Source organism: Arundinibacter roseus, assembly GCF_004348825.1.
GTDB classification, from domain to species: Bacteria; Bacteroidota; Bacteroidia; order Cytophagales; family Spirosomataceae; genus Arundinibacter; species Arundinibacter roseus.
Genome location: NZ_SMJU01000009.1, coordinates 15,156 through 34,752, shown reverse-complemented (window position 1 = coordinate 34,752; position 19,597 = coordinate 15,156). Strand labels below are relative to the sequence as shown.

Genomic DNA, 19,597 nt, shown 5'->3' with positions numbered 1-19,597 from the left:
AATTTATTAACGTTTCGGAGCTTTTTTCTTTAAAGAGTATTTACTCTACAATGCTCAATTTCAGGGAATTAGTTTTGCGGTGCCGCGAGAGTGGCATGCTCAACGTGTTGATAAACACATCCCCTTTTTCAAGCTCGCCTTTTTGAATCATCAGGTGTTTGATATCATCAATTAGTTCATCAGTTGATACATTTTCCTGACCTTCGTAGTAAAACACCTTTGTGCCCCAATACATACCCAAAGTATTCATGAGCCTGCGATTGGAAGTAAAAATCAAAAGATTTGCTTTGGGGCGGTGATGCGACAATCTGAAAGAAGTATAGCCCGAACGGGTAATTCCGATGATAGCTTTGGCCTGTGTATCACGGGCAAGGCGGCAAGCGCTCATAACCACGTTATCATTCAGCTTATCAGGACCGGGACCTTCGTTGACAAAGGCATGATATTTAAAATATACGTTGCCCGTTTTTTCTACCTGCTCAATGGTTTTGGTCATGTTTTCAACGGCCAGAATCGGGTACTTCCCGGAAGCCGTTTCGGCACTCAACATCACGGCATCGGCACCATCCAGTACAGAATTGGCTACGTCGTTTACCTCAGCCCGCGTAGGGCGAGGGCTTTCAATCATGCTTTCCAACATTTGAGTGGCGACAATTACGGGCTTTCCGGCCTTATTGCATTTCTCAACAATCATCTTCTGAATCATCGGTACTTCTTCGGCGGGGAGCTCTACTCCCAGGTCGCCACGAGCCACCATCACTCCGTCGGTTGCAGCAATGATTGAGTCGATGTTATCGATCGCTTCGGGTTTTTCGATTTTAGCAATTACCCGTGTGTCCTTACCCTTAGACTTGATATATTCCTTTACTTCTTCAATATCAGAAGCACGGCGCACAAACGAAAGTGCGATCCATTCCACGTCATTTTCAAGGCCAAAGTCCAGATCTTCATAGTCTTTGGGAGTAACAGATGGCATCGATACCTGCGTGTTTGGTAGGTTTACGCCTTTTTTGGATTTTAGAAATCCGCCATAAACTACTTCTGTCACCACATCACTTGCGTCAATTCCGGTCACTTTTACTTCAAGTTTACCGTCGTCCATCAAAATACGGTCGCCTACTTTTACATCGTTATACATTCCGTCGTAAGGCGTACTGACACGCTCAGCAGTGCCAAGTACTTCCACATTGGTCAGGACCAGTTTTTGTCCGGCAGAAATAAGAACGCCGTCTTTTTCGGCCACATTGCCAATACGAATTTTTGGTCCCTGAAGATCCTGAAGAATGCAAAGATTCATGCCATATTCTTCATTAATTTCCCGAATTTTCAGGAGGCGCTCGAGGTGGTCGGCATGGGTGCCGTGTGAAAAGTTGAGACGAAATACATTTACACCAGCTTTGGCCAGGGCAAGAAGCTGTTCTTTACTTTCAGAAGTTGGCCCAACGGTTGCAACAATTTTGGTTTTTTTGGAAGACATAGATGAGATAATGAATCAGTTTTGAATTAGTGAAGGGTTGCCCCGGCGGGGGCTGTCCCGGTGGCGACAGAATAGTAAAGGGATGGATGGAGAACAAAAAATATACGCATACATTCAATTACTCAATCTATCAAAAAGCGAGCAAAGCATTCGTTACATACAATCAACGTCGACGACGATTTGCACGTTTTTCAGGGTTTTATCGGTCAAAATATCCGTTACTTTTTCCTGAATGAACGTCTTTGCGGCCTTAAAATTAATCTTTTCTCTTTCAAGTTTAATCAGAACTTCAAACAAAAACTGATTTCGGACTCGTTCGACGAGCGGCGGCTCCGGCCCAAGGATGCGGCTTTGGCCCAATTCGTCCAGAAGTTTTTGGGCAAGAGCCTGTGCAGCCCGCTGCGATACATCTCGCTCGGCATGCTTGACAATCAGCTTAATCAGACGTGTGAAAGGAGGGTATCCATACTGCTCACGCTCCACGATTTCGGTGTCATACATGCGTCGATAATCATTTTCTATAACCCACCGCAGGAGCTCCTGATGTGGATTATGCGTCTGAATCAGTACTTTTCCAGGTTTGCCAGCGCGGCGTCCGGCACGTCCGCTTACCTGCGTGATCATCTGAAAAGCCCGCTCAGAAGCTCTGAACTCTGGAAAATGGATCATGCGGTCGGCGTCAAAAATACCGACAACGCTCACTTTATCAAAGTCCAGGCCTTTACTGATCATTTGGGTACCAACCAGAATGTCTATCTGTTCATTTTCAAAATCCTGAATGATTTGCTGATACGCATTTTTGGCGCGCGTAGTATCCATGTCCATTCGTTGAACCCGGGCCTCCGGAAAAATCAGGTGCAGTTCGTCCTCAATTTTTTCAGTTCCAAATCCCATCGTTTTTACTTTCGGAGAGCCACAGTTTGGACAGGTGCGGGGCACGGGTTCTTTGTGGCCGCAGTAGTGGCAGCGCATCTCGGCAGCCTTCAAATGATACGTCAGACTTACGTCACAATTTGGACAATGAGCAATCCAGCTGCATTCGTCACATTGAATATACGGTGAATAGCCCCGGCGATTTTGAAAAAGAATTGTTTGCTCGCTGTGTTTGAGGTTATGCTCCATGTAGTCAAGCAGTACGGACGAAAATTCATTTTTCATTTTGCGCTGCTTCTTTTCCAGCTTTGTATCAATCAGAATGAACTCAGGAAGTGCGGCTGCGCCGTAGCGCTCAAACATTTCAACCAGTCCGTAGCGAACACTTTGGGCATGAAAATAACTTTCAAGTGAAGGAGTTGCTGAGCCCAAAACTACCTTGGCATGATGCATATAAGCCATCACCACCGCAACATCACGGGCGTGATAGCGGGGGGCCGGGTCGTACTGTTTGTAGGAGGTTTCGTGTTCTTCGTCCACGATGATTAGCCCGAGATCAGTAAAGGGTAAAAATATGGCTGATCGTACGCCAACCACAAATCTAAACTTGCCTTCAATGATACCCTTCCAGACTTCCACACGCTCATTGTCCGAAAATTTAGAGTGATAAATTCCCATCTCATCTCCAAAGACTTTCCTAAGCCGTACCACAATTTGGGTCGTGAGGGCAATTTCGGGAAGTAAAAAAAGCACCTGCGTTCCACTTTCGAGCGCTTGTTTTATCAAATGAATGTAAACCTCCGTTTTGCCGCTGCCCGTGATGCCGTGCAGGAGCACAACTTCTTTATCCTGAAAATGATCCTGAATTTGTCGGGAAGCTTTCTGCTGCGATACGCTGAGGTTGACTTCCGCAGCCGGGCTGTTGGGCAGATCCGCAAAGCGCGAAACTGTAAACTCAAATTGTTCGAAAACCTGATTTTTGATCAACGTTTTCAGCGAAGAATCGAGTCGCTCGCCTTCTTGTGCAAAAACGGACTTTTCCAGTCCTTTCTGATTCAGTGCCGGGTTATTCTGCACCGGAATATAACTCAAATACCGCATGACAACCTCCTGCTGTTTGGGCTGCTTCTCCAAATTTTTCAATAAATTCAGCAGAGCTTCGTCGTGCTCATAGGCAGCAGTTAGCCGCACTTTACGCACAACTTTCGGTTTATACCGCTCCTTTACCTGTTCAAATAAAATGACCGCCCGCTTACCTACCAACGATTTGATCAGGGCCGGAACATTGGCCTGCTCCACGAGTCGGCCGATTTCGTCGTAAGACAACGCCTGATGTTTTTTTATCTCTTCCAGCAAAATATTTTCCTGCTCGGTCAGAAGTTGATCGTACGCAAAATCGGGGTTGTATTGAACCTTCGACTGACTCGTGATTTTTAGCCCTGAGGGGAGTGCTACATTCATGACTTCTCCAATAGTGCAGAGGTAATATTCTGACATCCAGCGGAATAATTCGATCTGTGAAGGCATTACCAAAGGCTCTTCATCCAAAAGCTCCATGATATATTTGGCCTGATACCCCGAAGGCGGAGAAGTATGCAGCTTGGCAATGATAGCCGTAATGACCCGGTTTTTTCCAAACTGAACGATAACTCTGGCACCAATTTTGACAAGACCACTAAGTACACGCGGAATTCGATATGTAAAAAGGCGGGGGACAGGTACCGGAAGAATCAAATCTGCAAAGACTGTGGCTTCTTCCTCAAAGGGTAGGGAATCTTGGATGAATGTAGGATTCATTTTCACTATTTCTGATTCTTGCGCAAGGTACGAACTTTTGAATGAGTCAATAAGCAAAAATTGGCAAGGAAATTGCCTTTAACTAATCACTCTTTGAAAATGTGAGTAGAATTTCAGCTTATGTAAAAACCAGAAGCGTTTTATGGAAATTTGCCCCCGGTGTGGATCAGGACAAATAAAAAAGAACGGACACATTCATAATCAGAAACAGAATTTTTATTGCAAAGAATGTGGGCGAAATTTTGTGGAAAATCCGGAGCAAAAGCTTGTGAGCGCACGCGACAAAGAATTGTCAATCAGGATGATTGAAGAGAAAATTTCGTTTCGTGCAGTCAGCCGAATCATTGGAGTTAGTCTCCCGTGGGTTTTGAAATTGGCAAAAGAAGTACATGATACAAGAGTACCGACAGAAGTGCCGGATGAATCATATCAAATCGAATTACAGGTAATTCGGGGAGAAGAAGAAGGGCAATGGATATGGGTGGCAATTGAGCGAAAAACGGACGAGGTAATTTCTTACCACATTGATTCATTAACCCCCGAAGGAGCGCAGAGATTTTGGAATTCCATTCCCATCAAGCACAGGAAAAGTGCTCTTTTTAAAAGTCACTTAGGAGAGGCGTTTGACAATATTGTACCTGATGCCCAGCGAATCAACAGTAGACCTAGACCAACTAGAAAAGTATCATAAAAGGAAGGGAAGGTAAAAAGATTTATTTAAAGAGCATTACATGTTTATCAAATACTACATCAAAGTGTAAAGGTTTTTAATTCATCACGGACATAATACCCTCTACGCTACACATACGTTAATAAAATGAATACATTTTACTTACAATCACTACACACAAGCCTAAGATGGATTTTGGGAGTTGCCTTAATGATAGGGAGCCAAACCACCTTTGGACAGATTAGCGGAAAAGTTTACCGGGATTTTGACGGAAACGGTATTCAAACCTCACAGGATCCCGAAGAACCCGGCGTTGCCGGTGTTCAGGTGGAGGCACTGGTAGGCCCGGGTGCAACCTCTATTATCACTACTACCGATAAAGATGGTCAGTTCTCATTCAGCGCTGCCCAAATTCCGGCGGGTACATCGGTAAAAATTATGTTCACCTCGCTTGGGAAAGCTTACTTTACAGGTCCAAAAGGCCCACAAAGTCACACCACGCTTCAATTTTTAACCGCTCCATCCGCAAAAGCTCACCTTGGCATAGTATATCCTGATGAATATTGCGATACCCGCTCGCCAAACATGATTACTTCCTGTTTCGTAAATGGAGATCCTATGGGCGGAGGGAGTTCAGGCGAAGGAGTTGCCCTGATTATGTTTCCATACAACGCTTCCGGTATTCCGGGAGATGCTAATTTCCCGCCAGTTGATATGGGGAAGAACAAAGATGTAGGTTCCGTTTGGGGTATTATTTATCATAAAAAAGCAAAAAAGTTCATCACGGCTGCTATTCTCAAACGTCATACAGGTTTTGGACCTTTGGGTACAGGAGGGCTGTATCTGACGGATATGGAGACGAAGGTTACGCAACCCTACGTAGATCTGAAAACGCTTGGTATTGATACTGGCGAAGATCCGCATTCAGGTTTATCTGCCAGTATGCTGGACCCTAGCCTGGATAGTGCCACAATTGGGGAAATCGGAAAACTGAGTTTGGGTGCCTTAACCATGAGTCTGAATGGCGAACGGCTTTTCTTTACCAATCTTAAAGATCGAAAAATATATAGCATTTATGTAGGCCCTGACTTGCAAACTCCTGCACAGGACAGCGTACGTTCGTATACCATTCCGAATAACTGCGCTGAGCCGGGGGATTTCCGGCCCTGGGGAATGAAAATGTACCGGGGTGATATTTATGTAGGGACGGTATGCTCCGGAGAAACAAATCGGGATAGCTCCGCACTAAGCGCTTCTGTTTTTAAGTTTAACCCCAATGAAATCAATCCGGTATTTACTGAGGTTTTGTCATTCCCACTGACATTCAGAAGGGGATCACCAGACTTTACAGATGGATGTATCAGACATTATTGGAGCGCATGGGATGATATGTACCCTGAGCCTTGCAATAGCCCTCCTCACTTTGCACTCAATCCCCAACCGATCCTTTCTGATATTGAATTTGATGTTAATGGAGATATGATCCTCGGTATCATGGACCGGTTTGGTCATCAGTCTGGAAAAGAAAATTATAATCATGATGGAAGTGCTACCTACACTGGGTTTAGCGGAGGAGATTTAATGCGTGCTGCCCTCAAAGAAGATGGCATGTATGAAATAGAAAATAATGGCAAAGCCGGCGATTTGACTGGATGTGGCGAAGGAAATGGCGAAGGACCCGGAGGAGGTGAGTATTACTGTGGGGATGATTGGGTTTTTTATGGAAAAGTGGCTCACGGAGAAGTAAACATGGGGGCATTGGTTTATTTACCCGGAAGTGGAGAAGTTATCTCAACTGTTATGGACCCAATCAGCTCGCCTGATAATGATATTTACGAATCTTCGGGTTGGCAGGCCTATAAAAATATGGGCGAAAATGCCGGACAGGTTACCCGGGAGTTTGTCGTCTACGACTATCGGTATGCTGGTACTTTTGGCAAAGCAGCCGGATTAGGCGACCTCGTTCTTGCTTGTAGCGCTGCACCGATAGAGATTGGAAATCGGGTTTGGATGGATAAAAACATGAACGGAATACAGGACGCGGGTGAGCCTGGGATTCCGGGAATTGTAGTAACTCTACACGATATGGTAAATTCCGGTGCGCTGCTGGCATCTACTACCACCGATAAAGATGGTGAATATTATTTTACAAAAGACAACGTTCCCGGTGGATTAAAATATAAGTATGCTTACGAACTTCGCATCAACCTTGCTCAGGATACAGTCGTTTTTAATAGCCTGACTCCCGGGCCGAAAAATGTAGGCAATCCAATGTCCGACTCAGATGGAGAGCTTATTCTAAATAGCCCGGTGCCATCTACCCCCAACGGAAAATTAGCGGCTATGTCGGCTGATGAAGCCTATGTAAAAATATCCCTCACTACCGGAGATATGGGCGAGAATGACCACGCCTATGATTTTGGATTTGGGGTTGAATCTGATCTGACGTTGATTACTGATTCAATTACGGTTTGTTCCGGCGAGCCAACGGTTCTGCTGGCACAGGTAGGAAGCGTACAGCCTACCGACAGCGTTATGTTTGTATGGTACACTACGCCGCCGATGACTCAGGATGAAAAAATAAATGGCGGTACTGTATTGGGTAAAGTTAAGCCCGATGCAACCGGATTGGCCTCACTTCCCAATGTTATTTTCCCCCTCAATACCACCGGAGACTCTGCCCGCTTTCTGGTTTGTGCGCTCTTGCTCTCAGCAGATACTACCTTACTCGGAACCGATACGGGAAGTGCTACGGTAAATCCAATTCCGGTAGCAGTGGCGACCGTAAATGACACGCTGACCTGTACCCAAAGGATTGTACAACTTACCGGACAGTCTTCATTGCCTAATTCAACCTATACCTGGACCGGACCGAACGGATTTACCAGCAACGACTCTATTGCGTCAGCAACGGCGCCCGGTACCTACGTGCTGTCAGTTACGTCAGCGCAGGGATGTATAGCGAGAGAGGATACAGCAATTGTCATAGAAGAATTGTTTCCGCCGCAGTTGCCACTCCCATTTATTTCCATTTGCGAACCCGTTTCTTCGGTACAGGCACCTCCCATTAACAAAGGACAGGAATGGTATACCGGTTTTTCAAATCCATCCGCCCTAAGTATTGATCCCATTGCAAATACGGTAAGTGGCCTGAACGTAAACGGAACCTATTGGGTAAAACTACGGGAAGGTATTTGTTTCAGTTATGATTCAATGCAGATTACCCGAAACCCGGCCTTGCTACTTGCTGATAGTGTCGTGGTGTTATGTTCACCAAAGCAGGTAAATATGGCAGAATATATTCCAAAGTATCAAACCCTGTTGAATCCAGTATGGTACAAAGATAGTTTGGGTGGAGAGGTCCTACCCTCAGAAAACCAGACAATTACACAGAATGCTGTCTATAAATTAATTGCTCAGAATGAAAACGGATGCCCTGATACAGCCACGATACAATTTCAGTTCGTTGCCATCCTGAGTACGGCAAAGTTGGTAGCTTATCCATCGACCTGCCTGGGAAGCGTACCTCAGGCCGATGGATATATTGTTCTTGAAGATGTTTCCAACGAGCGCTATGACCTCGTACAGGGCGCAACTTATACGGGCACTGCGACCTATGCTACCGCAAGTGAGGTTCCGGCCAATGGCATCGTTCGGGCAGGTTTAACAAGTCCGGCCCAACCAACGCTTTACACCGTTCGGCTGTTTACAGATTCAGATTGTTTCATGGATCTGCATGTTACTTTGCAGCCTGCTGACTGCGCCTGTAACGTCCTTTGTGTTCCTGTTTCAATTCAAAAAAGAACGAAGTAGAGTTTTATAAATAATAAAGTAAAAAAGCCGATTCTTGTTCAGGATCGGCTTTTTTTAGTACTGTAAAGCCTGAATAGGCAGTAGTGGACTTTCGTCCCAGTCCATCATGGCATTTAGTAATCGGATGTGCGAATAGCGACTGAGGTCAGGTATCGTAATAGCAGCTGTCTCAATAATTCCTTTGTCCAATAAATCGGCTCGCCGCGTGCCGGGCAAAAGTGGCACATGTGGAGTTTGCCAAATGGAACCATCGAAAAACGCCACGTTGGCGTAGGATGTATCGGTAATACATCCATTTTTTACGATCAGCACATCATCGCAGCTGCTCCGTTTTTCAAACAAACTTTGGAGGGATTCTCTATCCTGATATTTATAGGAATAATTAATGGAATTATCTTCCACAACCCGGATACTTTTAATAGGGCGTCGTTCGTATTTTTCCCATTCTGCCCGCAAAATCTGAGATCCATAGATAATTCGGCACTTATGGGTGTCGACACTCAGCTCCTCAGGAATTGGGAGAAAATCAGTCAAAAAAATAGCTTGCTTTTCTCCCCAAATTTCCGCCCGGGTGCGGTTCATACGCGCCTGATGCCAGGGTAATAAGTCAGACCATTGGCGATTTTTTACACAAATAGTCTCTATGCAGAGCGGGAGATGGGGCATAAGAAAAAGGCAGGTAAACTTTATCCAATAATTCCTGATATTCGGGTTCAACGCGGCTTTGGGCCGTAATGCCGCCGCCACTTTTAAAAATCAGCCCGCCGGGCTGCTGCTCAATGTACCGAATCATGACGGCACTTTCAAAGACGGTACCATCAAAATAGCCCATAATTCCGGTATAATAGCCACGTTCATAGCCTTCTGCTTCGGAAATAATCTTCATGGTAGAGGGCTTGGGTGCGCCACTAATAGAGCCTGCGGGCAGTAATTGAAGTAAAATATCCCCAAAAGTACCGTCAAACTCATCAGGTAGAAGTCCGGCTACTTCTGAGCTTACCTGCCACAACGCATTCTGATTGGTCTGAATCCGATCCAGATAGCGGTAGCGCTCTACCCAAACTTTTTGGGCCACCATGCTGAGGTCGTTTCGGATCAAATCCACGATGGTAGCGTGTTCGGCGGCTTCTTTGGCATCAGCCAAAATCAATTCGGGAGCATTGGGCACATCTGCCTGTATCGTGCCCTTCATCGGAAATGAGGAAATCTTCTTTCCGTCAATTCTTATAAACAACTCCGGCGAAAAACAAACAAACTGATCTTTCAGCCAAAACCGAAAGGGAGCGTGACTCAACTGATAAATATCCGGTAAAGATAAATTGGTGGCAATTGGCGTAGGTGCCGACAAATTGACCAGAAAAGAATTACCCCGCCGAATGTTGTCAATTACATAGTCAAAGCGTTTCTTGTACTCTTCAAACGTAAGCGGATAAGCTTCAAAAAAATAGTCTGGCAAAGAAAGTGTCAGGTCCGCTGACGAATCATTACTAAATCCATTAAAGTTGAAACACAGAACTGCCGGATCAGCTTCATCCAGGCGCCATGCCTGTGGTTTTTGGCCCAGATAGTCCATGATGAAAACGAACGGAATCTTCTGTTGCCCCCACGAATTGAGGGACGAAACAAAGGTATTTTGGGAATCTTGCGCAGAAGCTTTCAACTGAACCATCATTTGATAGAATGCCTGTAAAACAGTTTGATTTGCGCCAAAGTTCAGAAACCATTCGATTGGGGGGCGTGTTGCATAAGTGTATTTTTAGACTATTACTCATGCATTGCTACGACGTACTAATCATCGGTGGAGGCCCTTGCGGCCTTGCTATGGCCATAGAAGCAGCCCGCAACGGACTGGATCATCTCATTCTTGAAAAGGGAAGCATTACAGAATCCATTCGCCGCTACCCAAAGCGGATGCGCTTTTTTTCTACGGCTGAAAACATTGAAATCGGCGGAATTCCGTTTCCTATTTCGGGCGTAAAGGCCAATCGTGATGAAGCGCTGCAATATTACCGCAAAGTAGCCGGATATTTTCATCTGAATTTTAAACTTTTCGTAACGGTCGATCGTGCTGAAAAGCAGGAAGACGGTACTTTTTTGGTCTATACACCTACCGGAGAGACTTATCAGGCAAAAAACGTGGTACTCGCTACGGGCTATTTTGATGTGCCCAGGTTGCTAAACATTCCGGGAGAAGAATTGCCTCATGTGTCGCATTACTACGACGAGCCTTTCAAATATTCCTACACTAACGTAGTGATTGTGGGTGGCTCCAATTCGGCCGTTGAGGCGGCCCTGGAACTGTATCGCCACGATGTGAATATTACGCTCGTCCATAAAGAGCCGGACTTCCGGCAAACAGTAAAATACTGGCTGATTCCTGACGTAAAAAATCGGGTAAAGGAAGGGAAAATCAAAACCCGATTCAGCAGCATTGCCCGTTCCATCGGGCCGGATCATGTGGTTATTGAAAATCTTGAAACAGGTGAGCAGGAAACGCTCACCGCCGATTTTGTTTTTTTACTGGTCGGCTATATTCCCGATGCTACCTTATTACAGCGATGCGGCGTAACCCTGGACCCGGTTAGTAACGTGCCTTCCTACGACCGCGAAACGTTTGAAACCAATGTGCCCGGATTGTACGTATGCGGAACGGTGATGGCGGGAATTTTTACCGAAAAAGTATTTATTGAAAACGGGCGCGAGCACGCCGCCGCCATTGCCGACCACCTTGCCGGCCGCACGGTGCGGAAGGTAAAAGAATTGATTGAAAGGATTTAAAAAAACAGGAGTCGTCCCAGTTTTTGAGACGACTCCTGTGTAGTACTTATGCTATTTGAGAACCAAATCAACGCGTAAATTTCTTGCGCTTTTTAGGGATTTTGGTAAAAGTCGCTACCAATCCCTTGCCTCCTACCGCAAAGCCATCGGGCCCGGCAAAGCTTACTGCATGGAAGGGTTCTTTGGAAATAGTCGTCCATGTTTTCCCAAAATCAGTTGAGAATCCGCTTCCCGAAGGCCCAACGGCAACCAACGCATAGCGATGGTTTGCGGTTGACCGCCTATCGCCGCCGTAGTTGAAAAATTCTGAATGGTATAATCCAACGGCTTCTTTGAGTCCGGCGGGAGAAGTTGCTCCGCTCAGTTTCCAACTGACGCCGCCGTCCTTGGTCAGCAATACATTGGGTGCAGCATCGGCAGTTTCCTGATAGTTTCCGCCAACGGCAATTCCCCGTTTTTTAGACCAGAATCGCACCCCGAACAAACCGCTCGTCGGGCCGGCAGGTAATGGTGTTTCGGATGCCTGCCAGCTACGGCCCCGATCTTCGGAACGTAGAACCCGGGCTTTTTGACCGCCGCCAGTAACGATAAATGCCTGACTCTTCCCAACGGCAATCAACGACGTTCCGCTTGCCGCAAAGGCTGCTTCCTGATCCAGGGCAGCGGGGCGCTGAGCCATCGGTAGTTCCTGCCAACTGCGGCCGCCATCATCGGTTAACAAAACGAAAAATCGACCGTCAACCGGATCACCAAAACAAATTCCCTGCGTTTTATCCCAAAAATCAAGACCGTCCAGAAACACGCCCGCCTGCGTAGTTTGGTAGACCAACTGCCACGAATCGCCGCCATTTTCGGTACGGTAGATTTTGGCTTTACCCTCCTGTGCCATACCCGCACTCATGGCTATGGCCGTAGATTCGTCAAAGGCATGAATGTCCCGAAAGTCAAGTGAATCGGCCCCATGAACGTTCATAATGTCCCATACATTGCCGCCATCCTGCGTTCGCAGCACGGTGCCACCGCTTCCACCAATCCAGCACACGCGGGATTTTGGCGCATGAACCGCTCTGAAATTCGCTTTGGTTTCCAGGTTAATGACCTTCCATTGGGCCGATACAGGGCTGGCTTTATGAAGCAGCAGGACTACAAACAGGGTCAGGACGGTGAGCAGTTTTGTACAATTTTTGCAGGACATGAAAATTCCGGTTTGGAGAGATGGACTTCTTTTTACTTGCCTTTACACTGAGTAAGTACTTTCTGATTATTCAGAATATACGCATCATCACCTGCTTCCTTGGCCATAGCAAGACCTTTGGTAGCGGCATCAGTGGCTACATCGCACTGTCCAACTTTGGCCGCAATTTTTGCTTTCAGAAAATACGTCCAGTATTTCTGATCCTGTTCTACTACCTTGGTTGCCCAGGTAAGCGCCTTGTTCAGATCACGGTTTGTGTCAAAATAGTAGTTGGCAGCAGCTGAGTAGGTAGCCGCAGAAATATCGGACTCCGCCATTTTCTTTTCTATTTCGGCCATAATTTTTGCATCAGGATCATTTTTAATCAGAAACTTCACCGCAACATTTTCCCAGCTAATTACAACGTTGGTTTCAGCAGGAGTGAATTCCGTAAACTCGATGGTTAAATGCTCCTGACTTTTTGCAAGTTTCTGAGCTTTTACGTCAAACCGCATCACGTCGTTTTCGGCTTTGTATTCATAAGCGCCCCAAATGTTGGCATCTTTGCTGATGATAATCGTCCAGGTTGTAGCCGTAGGAATGGTGAAAAGACCGTACGTGCCAGCGGCCACTTTTTGCCCATTCACAAGCATGTCTTCTGACAAAATCAGGTTGGTGACTTTGTTGGCACCCGTGCGCCACACTTTACCATATGGTACCTGAGCACCAAACATTTTTCGGCCTTTCAATGACGGACGGCTGTATTCTACCGAAACTTTTCCAAGGCCAACGGCCTGACTTATCGTAGCCGCAGGGCTTGCTTGCGGGGTGGCAATTTGTGCCTGTGTTGAAAGTGTAAAAAGACCAGCGGCCAGCAAAAGTCCGGCAGGTTTGAGGATTGTTTTTAACATAGGTTTGTACAGGATAGATTTGATTTACAGGTAAAATTTAATAAAGGTTTGAGCCTAGGAAATAACACTCCCGAGCAAGTTGGCAATTTCTTTTTCAATATTTTTATGTGTCATAAATTGATGGAGCAAAAGATTCGTTTCTGCTTCATCTTTGGTTTTTTGCAGCTGCTCTCTAATCTCCTGCATGGCTAGTTCATTATACCCTTTCTTCAAACGTAAAATATTGGTGAATGCCAGGTCATGCAGTTTATCAAGTTCGGTTGGTACAAAAATTTCGTATTTATCCTTCCATTGATCGCTCAGCAGGTGGCGGGTCGTTACGAGGTCAATGGCTTCGCTGCGAATGTCCGGATCAGGATGATTGACAAAATAATCAGTTTCCGGAATTTCTCCCCGACTGAAAGATTCCCGAAAAACCGTCAATACGTGTTTGTACAAAGGCTGCCGAAACTCGACTCCGGTCAGTTCGCTGAGCATATAATGACATAACGAAACGGTAGGTTCCAGTTCAAATGAAGCGAAATTGATCAATAACCGGATACACTCCTGTTCGTGCTGAACAACCGGGTCGCGCTGCAATACCTTAACTGTGGGTGCCAAAACGGGTTCCTGCCGATTCTCAACTTCCCCAACAGCCACATCGTTGGGACCATTTAGTTCAGATTTTTCATTCTTTCCCGATTGGGTGTTTGGCCGGGTTTCTTTCTGTTTTCGCAACAGCTTGTTTCCCTCCGAAATGAGCATTTGCTCATCTACCCGCATCATCTCAGCAATTTTATGAAAGAAAATCTGCCGCTGAATGGCATCCGGAATGCGCACAATACTCCCGACAACCTCCCCAATGACAGCCGCTTTGCGAAAAGGATCCTCGCCCGCATCGGCAAGCAGGGTAGTGGTTTTGAAGGTGATAAAATCACGCGCAGATTTTCGCAAATAGTCTTTGAATGCTTCCGTACCAATAAGCCGTACATAGCTATCAGGATCTTCGCCCGGCGGAAAAGTGACGATACTGACATTCAGGCCTTCTTCCAGTACGAGGTCAAGCCCACGCAGGGCCGCTTTAAGACCTGCTGCATCGCCGTCGTATAGAATAGTGACATTTGGAGTAAATCGTCCAATGAGCCGGATTTGTTCTACTGTTAGGGAAGTCCCCGATGAAGCCACTACATTTTCGATGCCTGCCTGATGCAGCGAAACTACATCCGTATAGCCTTCCACGAGGTAGCAAACATCTGCCTGCCGTATGGCATTTTTTGCCTGAAAAATCCCATACAGAACTTCACTTTTATGATAAACCGCTGTTTCAGGAGAGTTCAGGTACTTGGGTTGGTGTCCTTTGGCGGCAGAATCGGTTTTCATGATCCGGGCGCCAAAAGCAATTACTTTACCGGCTACGCTATGAATCGGAAAAATTACACGACTTCTGAAACGGTCATACCCACCCGTAGCGCTGCCCTCACGCGGAATAAAAAGCCCCGCTTTTTCCAGAATTTCCGCGCTGTATCCTTTGGCAAGAGCGGCCTGAGCCAGGGCGTCCCAGGCTTCGGGACTGTACCCGAGTTCAAACTTTTTTCGGGTGGTATCATTAAATCCCCGTTCCCGAAAATAACTCAGGCCAATGGACTGCCCTTCTTCGGTAGTAAGCAGTTGATCTTCAAAAAAGTTTTTAGCAAAATTCAGGACTATAAACAGGCTCTCGCGCTCATTTTGCCGCTGTTCCTGCTCGTCGGTCAGGCGCTCTTCCTGAATTTCGATGCTGTATTTTTGAGCCAGATATCTCAGAGCTTCGCCGTAGCCGATGCCGTCGATGTCCATCACAAATTTGACCGGATCGCCAGCAGCGCCGCAACCAAAGCATTTGTAGATTTGTCGAGCCGGATTTACATTAAAAGAGGGTGTTTTTTCATTATGAAACGGACAACAAGCCGTATAGTTGGCTCCCCGCTTTTTAAGTGCTACATAATCACCCACCACTTCTACAATGTCGGCGGCATGCTTGATCCGCTCTACTGTTTCAGGATTTATGCGCATGGCTCAGGGTTTTTTAGATAAAAGTACTGGTGCCTCTTTGAGACCTGTACAAAGGTATTTGTGTTAATTGACTTTCGCTACGGAAGTTTTATTTTGCTCATCTATTTGAATATTTTCAATAACAGACCGAATGATGTTGCGAACCGAGGCGTCCTGAAAAGTTAAAAATTTAACTAGTATCGTCTCTTTCATTTGAAGTTCTTTCTGAATGGTACCTTCCGGTTTTCCTTGCCTGTACAGGTCTTCTACCTTTCCATAAATTGTTTCGAGATAAGTCAACTTGGCTTGAAGTGCGCTTTTCCCACCTTTGAAAACAGGGTTATGTCCACAAAAGAGCGTGTCGAAATCCAAATTTAATACCAAACGGGCCGACTGCATGTGCTGCCGGATATTTTCGCCCCGGCGAAAAATTTTCAATTTACCAATGTAAAAATCACCCGAAAAAATCCAGCCCTCTTTGGGTGCATACAATATATGATGATCGTCTGAATGTCCGGGTGTGTGCATACACTGAAACTGATAATGCTCCGTGTGTATCTGCGCAGGTAAAGGCAATACATCCGAACACGGCTCAATTTGCCCAAACCAAAAATGCTCATACGGTAAAATCGGGAACGAATGCGCCACGCGCTCAGCGGTAAGTTGGCTGGCATAAAGCGGAACCTGAAACTGCTTGCGTAAAAAATCGGCATTGCCCGAATGATCCTCATGATAGTGCGTGAGCACGATTTGCTGCACGGGCAGCGGCCTGAGAAAATCCAATACCTCAGGTTGCATGTGTCGTTGGGCGGTATCGACCAGCAATCCATCGAGGTAGTACATGCACACCGAAAACGGGGCGATCCATCGGACGGGGGAGTAGCCCAAACGAAAGCCCTGCACGGGGCCATGATGAAAGTGTTCCTTGATTTTCACGATGTATGAATAACCTTGCCCATCGTCTGTTAGGTTCGGCTTATCACTCAGGATTTATATTAAAATAGAGATTATTTCCTGAATCTACGTTTTATTTATCGCCGAAAATAAAAAATGGCTGCCCGTTTAACACAGACAGCCGCTCCCTGAATACCTAATTTTCAATGCATTACAAATATTATTGTGCAACCTCTACCTCAAAAACCAGCGGAGCATAAGGCAATATTACATACGCTCCTGTCTGTTGGTTTTGTGCACCTCTACGCGCATATCCCAAGGATGATTGAAACACGAGAATTGCTTTTTCACCTTTTCTCATGCGACGAATCCCTTCGTCAAAGCCCGGAATTACGGCACCTGACCCGGTGTTGAATGAATAGGAACCTTTATCAAATTCGGTTCCATTAAGTAATTTCCCTGAGTAGTTTACAGTTACCTGCTTGCCTCGGCCAAGCGTGTCGCCGGTGACTACATTCTGACGAATGATGTGTAGCGTACTAGGCGTGATTTCGGAAACGGCATATTGTTTCGACTCAATATAGTCCGTAACCTGCTTACTTTCGGTGCGTACTTTATCTAGTGTCATTTCTACCCGAATGGCCGAATAAGCCGGAATACCTTCGTAATTTACATTTCCAAAACCAAGGTAAAACGGCATAAGAACCGTATAGCTCTCGCCCGAACGCATGAGGCTAAGGCCACGCTCAATGCCCGGAAGGATCAGTCCGGCGCCAAATGGAAAAACAAGTGGTTTTTGCTTGGATGTTTCTGTGCTGTCAACGACATACCCATCCATTGTGTACATTTTATAGTAGACCGATACCTCATCTCCTATTCCCGGCTTTAATCCCTGCGGATTGGTTTCTTTGACGACATAGTAAAGTCCGGATGAATCTCTTGTGGCCGATAAATTATTGGTAGTCAGGTATTTTTGAATGTTATCTTCATTTTCAGTAATTGCGTCTTCTTCTTTACTGACCAGATCATTGTTGTTGCAGGCGGTCATGCTTAAAGCCACTAGGGCAAGTAGAAAAAAACGGTTTTGAATACGCTTCATACAGATTGATTAAATTATTTACTTTTTAAAAAATTAAGAGATAAAATGATTTCCTATCGGTCACGGGATGCTAATGAGTATTACGCAAAGTGTACTGAAAATAACGCAGGATAGACTGGAAAATTTTCATGCAACCGCAAGCTTCTCTCAGAAGAAGAGTAGTTGCAGCCTTAAAACGTTGGAATTGTTGGGTCAAAAATCCTGATTTTCATTTATGCGGGATGCCATTTTTTGCGAAGTACTTACAGATAGACGTAAGGGCGCACTCCTGACATTTGGGACTGCGCGCCACGCATACATAGCGTCCGTGCAGAATTAACCAATGATGAGCCTTGGGAACAAGTGCTTTGGGGATATGCGCCATCAGTTGTTTTTCTACTGCCAAGGGCGTTGTGGCGGTCAGTGGGGCAAGGCCGATTCGATGCGAAACCCTAAATACGTGCGTATCAACCGCCATAGTAGGCTGATTGAAAATTACAGATGCAATGACGTTTGCCGTTTTGCGACCAACGCCCGGTAGCCGTTGCAGGTTTTCGACGGTTGCGGGTATTTCGGAATCAAACTCCTCAACGAGCATTCGGCCCGTTCCGACGAGGTGTTTGGCTTTATTATTTGGATAAGATACCGAGCGAATGTAGGTAAAAACTTCCTCCGCATTGGAGTTGGCCAATGCCTGCGGATCAGGAAAGCGTTCAAAGAGCGCAGGCGTAACCTGATTAACCCGCTTGTCGGTACATTGTGCAGATAAAATAACGGCAATCAGCAGTTCGTAGGGGTTCCGATAATTAAGTTCTGTTTCGGGTTCAGGAAAGTGGGACGTAAAATAATCGATTAGAAACCGAAATCGCTCTTTTTTCAACATAAAAAACGTACTAATAGGGTACAAAAAAAGTAGTTCGCTTTTCTGAACATTCAGAAAAGCGAACGTACCCCAAAAATAAGCCAACCGGCTGACTTATCTAAATAGAAAAGTCGGCCGGTTGTGTAGTAGTAAACTGTCGGGAATAACTGAAAATCTTTTCGGTCACCTTTTCTGAGGGTGTCCGAACTATCCGATCCATTTGAGCTTGCAGTTCAAGCGAATCGAGGTAAAAGGCGAGCATCTCGGCATCGGAGGCAAGAGCCTCTACAATGTCGTCATTTTCCTGAGGGGAAGTTTCGGCATATAGATACCTAACTACATCATCGTAAGTAAACGTTTTTGTCATATTGCGGAGTACGTTGGCTGAATTGCTTGCGCAAATTAATCAACGCGTAACGCATTCTCCCCAAGGCTGTATTGATACTCACTCCCGTGGCATCGGCAATCTCCTGAAAACTCATGTCCTCATAATGGCGCATGATCAGAACCTGCCGCTGTACCTCTGGCAACCGCTGAATCATCTCCCGCAGCTGCTCGTGGGTCTCCTGTCGGATTTGGATTGATTCAACCGAATCTTCCGAGAAGTCAAGTGTATTAAACACATTACTTCCATCCTCAAACACTACATTGGGGTAGCGTTTATCGCGTCTAAAATAATCAATAGCGAGGTTGTGAGCGATTCGGATAATCCATGGCAAAAATTTACCCTCCTCGTTATATCTACCAGATTTGATTGTATCCACCGCCTTGATGAATGTATCCTGCATCAAGTCTTCGGCAACATATTGGTCTTTTACAATCAGATAAATGGTAGTATATATTCGTGATTTGTGGCGTTGAACAAGCTTTTCGAATGCCTTTTCCTCTCCACGGATGTACAGCGATACCAACTCACTGTCGCTAACTTGGATTTTCTCCATTTTTCTGTATTCGATTTAGTTAACGTAGAGTCTTGTATCGATATTGTACCTCCTTTTGTTTTTGGTGAATGTATAGAAGCCTTTTTTGTAGGTCACTTTTTGAATAATTGTATCAAAGAAAATTGTTTGATTGATATTTTGCAAGCATTTATCACGCTTTTTTTTTGATTTTTCTATCGTTAACACCTGTTAACACCCTGAATTTTCATACAAGCCTGAAAAATAGTTGCTTTGGTTAACTAGGTTAATTCTATGAAAAAATAGAACTATATGACTATAACTCGATTATTTAAACTTTGGTTTATTTAAAAAAGTTCAT

15 protein-coding genes are annotated in these 19,597 nt (G+C 45.5%); 3 read left to right on the top strand and 12 right to left on the bottom strand.

Annotated features, from left to right (window positions below):
* Positions 1-40: 40 nt before the first annotated feature.
* Both pyk and priA read right to left on the bottom strand, forming a co-directional pair.
* Entirely contained in the window at positions 41-1,477 is a 1,437-nt protein-coding gene (gene pyk / locus EZE20_RS15075; RefSeq protein ID WP_132119118.1) for a pyruvate kinase, read from the bottom strand.
* A 153-nt stretch (positions 1,478-1,630) separates the two neighbouring features.
* Entirely contained in the window at positions 1,631-4,147 is a 2,517-nt protein-coding gene (priA, locus tag EZE20_RS15070; RefSeq protein ID WP_132119116.1) for a replication restart helicase PriA, read from the bottom strand.
* A 142-nt stretch (positions 4,148-4,289) separates the two neighbouring features.
* On the opposite strand from priA, the gene EZE20_RS15065 reads away from it, so the two are divergent.
* Both EZE20_RS15065 and EZE20_RS15060 read left to right on the top strand, forming a co-directional pair.
* On the top strand, positions 4,290-4,838 hold the full coding sequence (locus EZE20_RS15065) for an IS1 family transposase (protein WP_132119114.1): 549 nt from the start codon (positions 4,290-4,292) through the stop codon (positions 4,836-4,838).
* A gap of 126 nt (positions 4,839-4,964) precedes the next feature.
* Complete coding sequence (locus EZE20_RS15060; protein WP_132119112.1) at positions 4,965-8,630, top strand: SdrD B-like domain-containing protein; 3,666 nt, start codon at positions 4,965-4,967, stop codon at positions 8,628-8,630.
* Between the two features lie 54 nt (positions 8,631-8,684).
* Here the strand turns inward: EZE20_RS15060 and EZE20_RS15055 are convergent, their stop codons facing one another.
* Together EZE20_RS15055 and EZE20_RS15050 are read right to left on the bottom strand one after the other, a co-directional pair.
* Positions 8,685-9,296, bottom strand: a complete 612-nt coding sequence (locus tag EZE20_RS15055; protein ID WP_132119110.1) for an aminotransferase class IV — start codon at positions 9,294-9,296, stop codon at positions 8,685-8,687.
* The gene (locus EZE20_RS15050) at positions 9,238-10,302 is read right to left on the bottom strand and encodes an aminodeoxychorismate synthase component I (RefSeq protein ID WP_228713777.1); all 1,065 of its coding nucleotides are present in this window, start codon (positions 10,300-10,302) and stop codon (positions 9,238-9,240) included. The genes EZE20_RS15055 and EZE20_RS15050 overlap by 59 nt, the downstream gene beginning before the upstream one ends.
* 98 nt (positions 10,303-10,400) lie before the next feature.
* On the opposite strand from EZE20_RS15050, the gene EZE20_RS15045 reads away from it, so the two are divergent.
* Complete coding sequence (locus EZE20_RS15045) at positions 10,401-11,408, top strand: YpdA family putative bacillithiol disulfide reductase (protein WP_132119499.1); 1,008 nt, start codon at positions 10,401-10,403, stop codon at positions 11,406-11,408.
* A 67-nt stretch (positions 11,409-11,475) separates the two neighbouring features.
* Here the strand turns inward: EZE20_RS15045 and EZE20_RS15040 are convergent, their stop codons facing one another.
* From EZE20_RS15040 to EZE20_RS15005, 8 genes are all read right to left on the bottom strand, one after another.
* Positions 11,476-12,603 carry a WD40/YVTN/BNR-like repeat-containing protein gene (locus tag EZE20_RS15040; protein ID WP_228713775.1) on the bottom strand — a complete coding sequence of 376 codons (1,128 nt, stop codon included), beginning with the start codon at positions 12,601-12,603 and terminating at the stop codon, positions 11,476-11,478.
* A 32-nt stretch (positions 12,604-12,635) separates the two neighbouring features.
* Entirely contained in the window at positions 12,636-13,493 is an 858-nt protein-coding gene (locus EZE20_RS15035; RefSeq protein ID WP_132119108.1) for a DUF2911 domain-containing protein, read from the bottom strand.
* Between the two features lie 54 nt (positions 13,494-13,547).
* Positions 13,548-15,524 carry a DNA primase gene (gene dnaG, locus EZE20_RS15030; RefSeq protein WP_132119106.1) on the bottom strand — a complete coding sequence of 659 codons (1,977 nt, stop codon included), beginning with the start codon at positions 15,522-15,524 and terminating at the stop codon, positions 13,548-13,550.
* A 63-nt stretch (positions 15,525-15,587) separates the two neighbouring features.
* The gene (locus EZE20_RS15025) at positions 15,588-16,439 is read right to left on the bottom strand and encodes an MBL fold metallo-hydrolase (protein ID WP_132119104.1); all 852 of its coding nucleotides are present in this window, start codon (positions 16,437-16,439) and stop codon (positions 15,588-15,590) included.
* A 178-nt stretch (positions 16,440-16,617) separates the two neighbouring features.
* Positions 16,618-17,496: an FKBP-type peptidyl-prolyl cis-trans isomerase gene (locus EZE20_RS15020; protein WP_132119102.1), complete on the bottom strand. Its 879-nt coding sequence runs from the start codon at positions 17,494-17,496 to the stop codon at positions 16,618-16,620.
* 208 nt (positions 17,497-17,704) lie between these two features.
* Positions 17,705-18,358, bottom strand: a complete 654-nt coding sequence (gene nth / locus EZE20_RS15015) for an endonuclease III (protein ID WP_132119100.1) — start codon at positions 18,356-18,358, stop codon at positions 17,705-17,707.
* A gap of 97 nt (positions 18,359-18,455) precedes the next feature.
* Positions 18,456-18,704: a hypothetical protein gene (locus EZE20_RS15010; RefSeq protein WP_132119098.1), complete on the bottom strand. Its 249-nt coding sequence runs from the start codon at positions 18,702-18,704 to the stop codon at positions 18,456-18,458.
* The gene (locus tag EZE20_RS15005) at positions 18,679-19,278 is read right to left on the bottom strand and encodes an RNA polymerase sigma factor (RefSeq protein WP_132119096.1); all 600 of its coding nucleotides are present in this window, start codon (positions 19,276-19,278) and stop codon (positions 18,679-18,681) included. Before EZE20_RS15005 ends, EZE20_RS15010 begins: the two co-directional genes overlap by 26 nt.
* Positions 19,279-19,597 lie beyond the last annotated feature (319 nt).

Excerpts from the sequence above, each read along its gene's own strand:
- pyk (WP_132119118.1), bottom strand. The coding sequence starts at position 1,477 with ATGTCTTCCAAAAAAACCAAAATTGTTGCAACCGTTGGGCCAACTTCT.
- priA (WP_132119116.1), bottom strand. The coding sequence starts at position 4,147 with ATGAATCCTACATTCATCCAAGATTCCCTACCCTTTGAGGAAGAAGCC.
- EZE20_RS15065 (WP_132119114.1), top strand. The coding sequence starts at position 4,290 with ATGGAAATTTGCCCCCGGTGTGGATCAGGACAAATAAAAAAGAACGGA.
- EZE20_RS15060 (WP_132119112.1), top strand. The coding sequence starts at position 4,965 with ATGAATACATTTTACTTACAATCACTACACACAAGCCTAAGATGGATT.
- EZE20_RS15055 (WP_132119110.1), bottom strand. The coding sequence starts at position 9,296 with ATGCCCCATCTCCCGCTCTGCATAGAGACTATTTGTGTAAAAAATCGC.
- EZE20_RS15050 (WP_228713777.1), bottom strand. The coding sequence starts at position 10,302 with ATGATGGTTCAGTTGAAAGCTTCTGCGCAAGATTCCCAAAATACCTTT.
- EZE20_RS15045 (WP_132119499.1), top strand. The coding sequence starts at position 10,401 with ATGCATTGCTACGACGTACTAATCATCGGTGGAGGCCCTTGCGGCCTT.
- EZE20_RS15040 (WP_228713775.1), bottom strand. The coding sequence starts at position 12,603 with ATGTCCTGCAAAAATTGTACAAAACTGCTCACCGTCCTGACCCTGTTT.
- EZE20_RS15035 (WP_132119108.1), bottom strand. The coding sequence starts at position 13,493 with ATGTTAAAAACAATCCTCAAACCTGCCGGACTTTTGCTGGCCGCTGGT.
- dnaG (WP_132119106.1), bottom strand. The coding sequence starts at position 15,524 with ATGCGCATAAATCCTGAAACAGTAGAGCGGATCAAGCATGCCGCCGAC.
- EZE20_RS15020 (WP_132119102.1), bottom strand. The coding sequence starts at position 17,496 with ATGAAGCGTATTCAAAACCGTTTTTTTCTACTTGCCCTAGTGGCTTTA.
- nth (WP_132119100.1), bottom strand. The coding sequence starts at position 18,358 with ATGTTGAAAAAAGAGCGATTTCGGTTTCTAATCGATTATTTTACGTCC.
- EZE20_RS15010 (WP_132119098.1), bottom strand. The coding sequence starts at position 18,704 with ATGACAAAAACGTTTACTTACGATGATGTAGTTAGGTATCTATATGCC.
- EZE20_RS15005 (WP_132119096.1), bottom strand. The coding sequence starts at position 19,278 with ATGGAGAAAATCCAAGTTAGCGACAGTGAGTTGGTATCGCTGTACATC.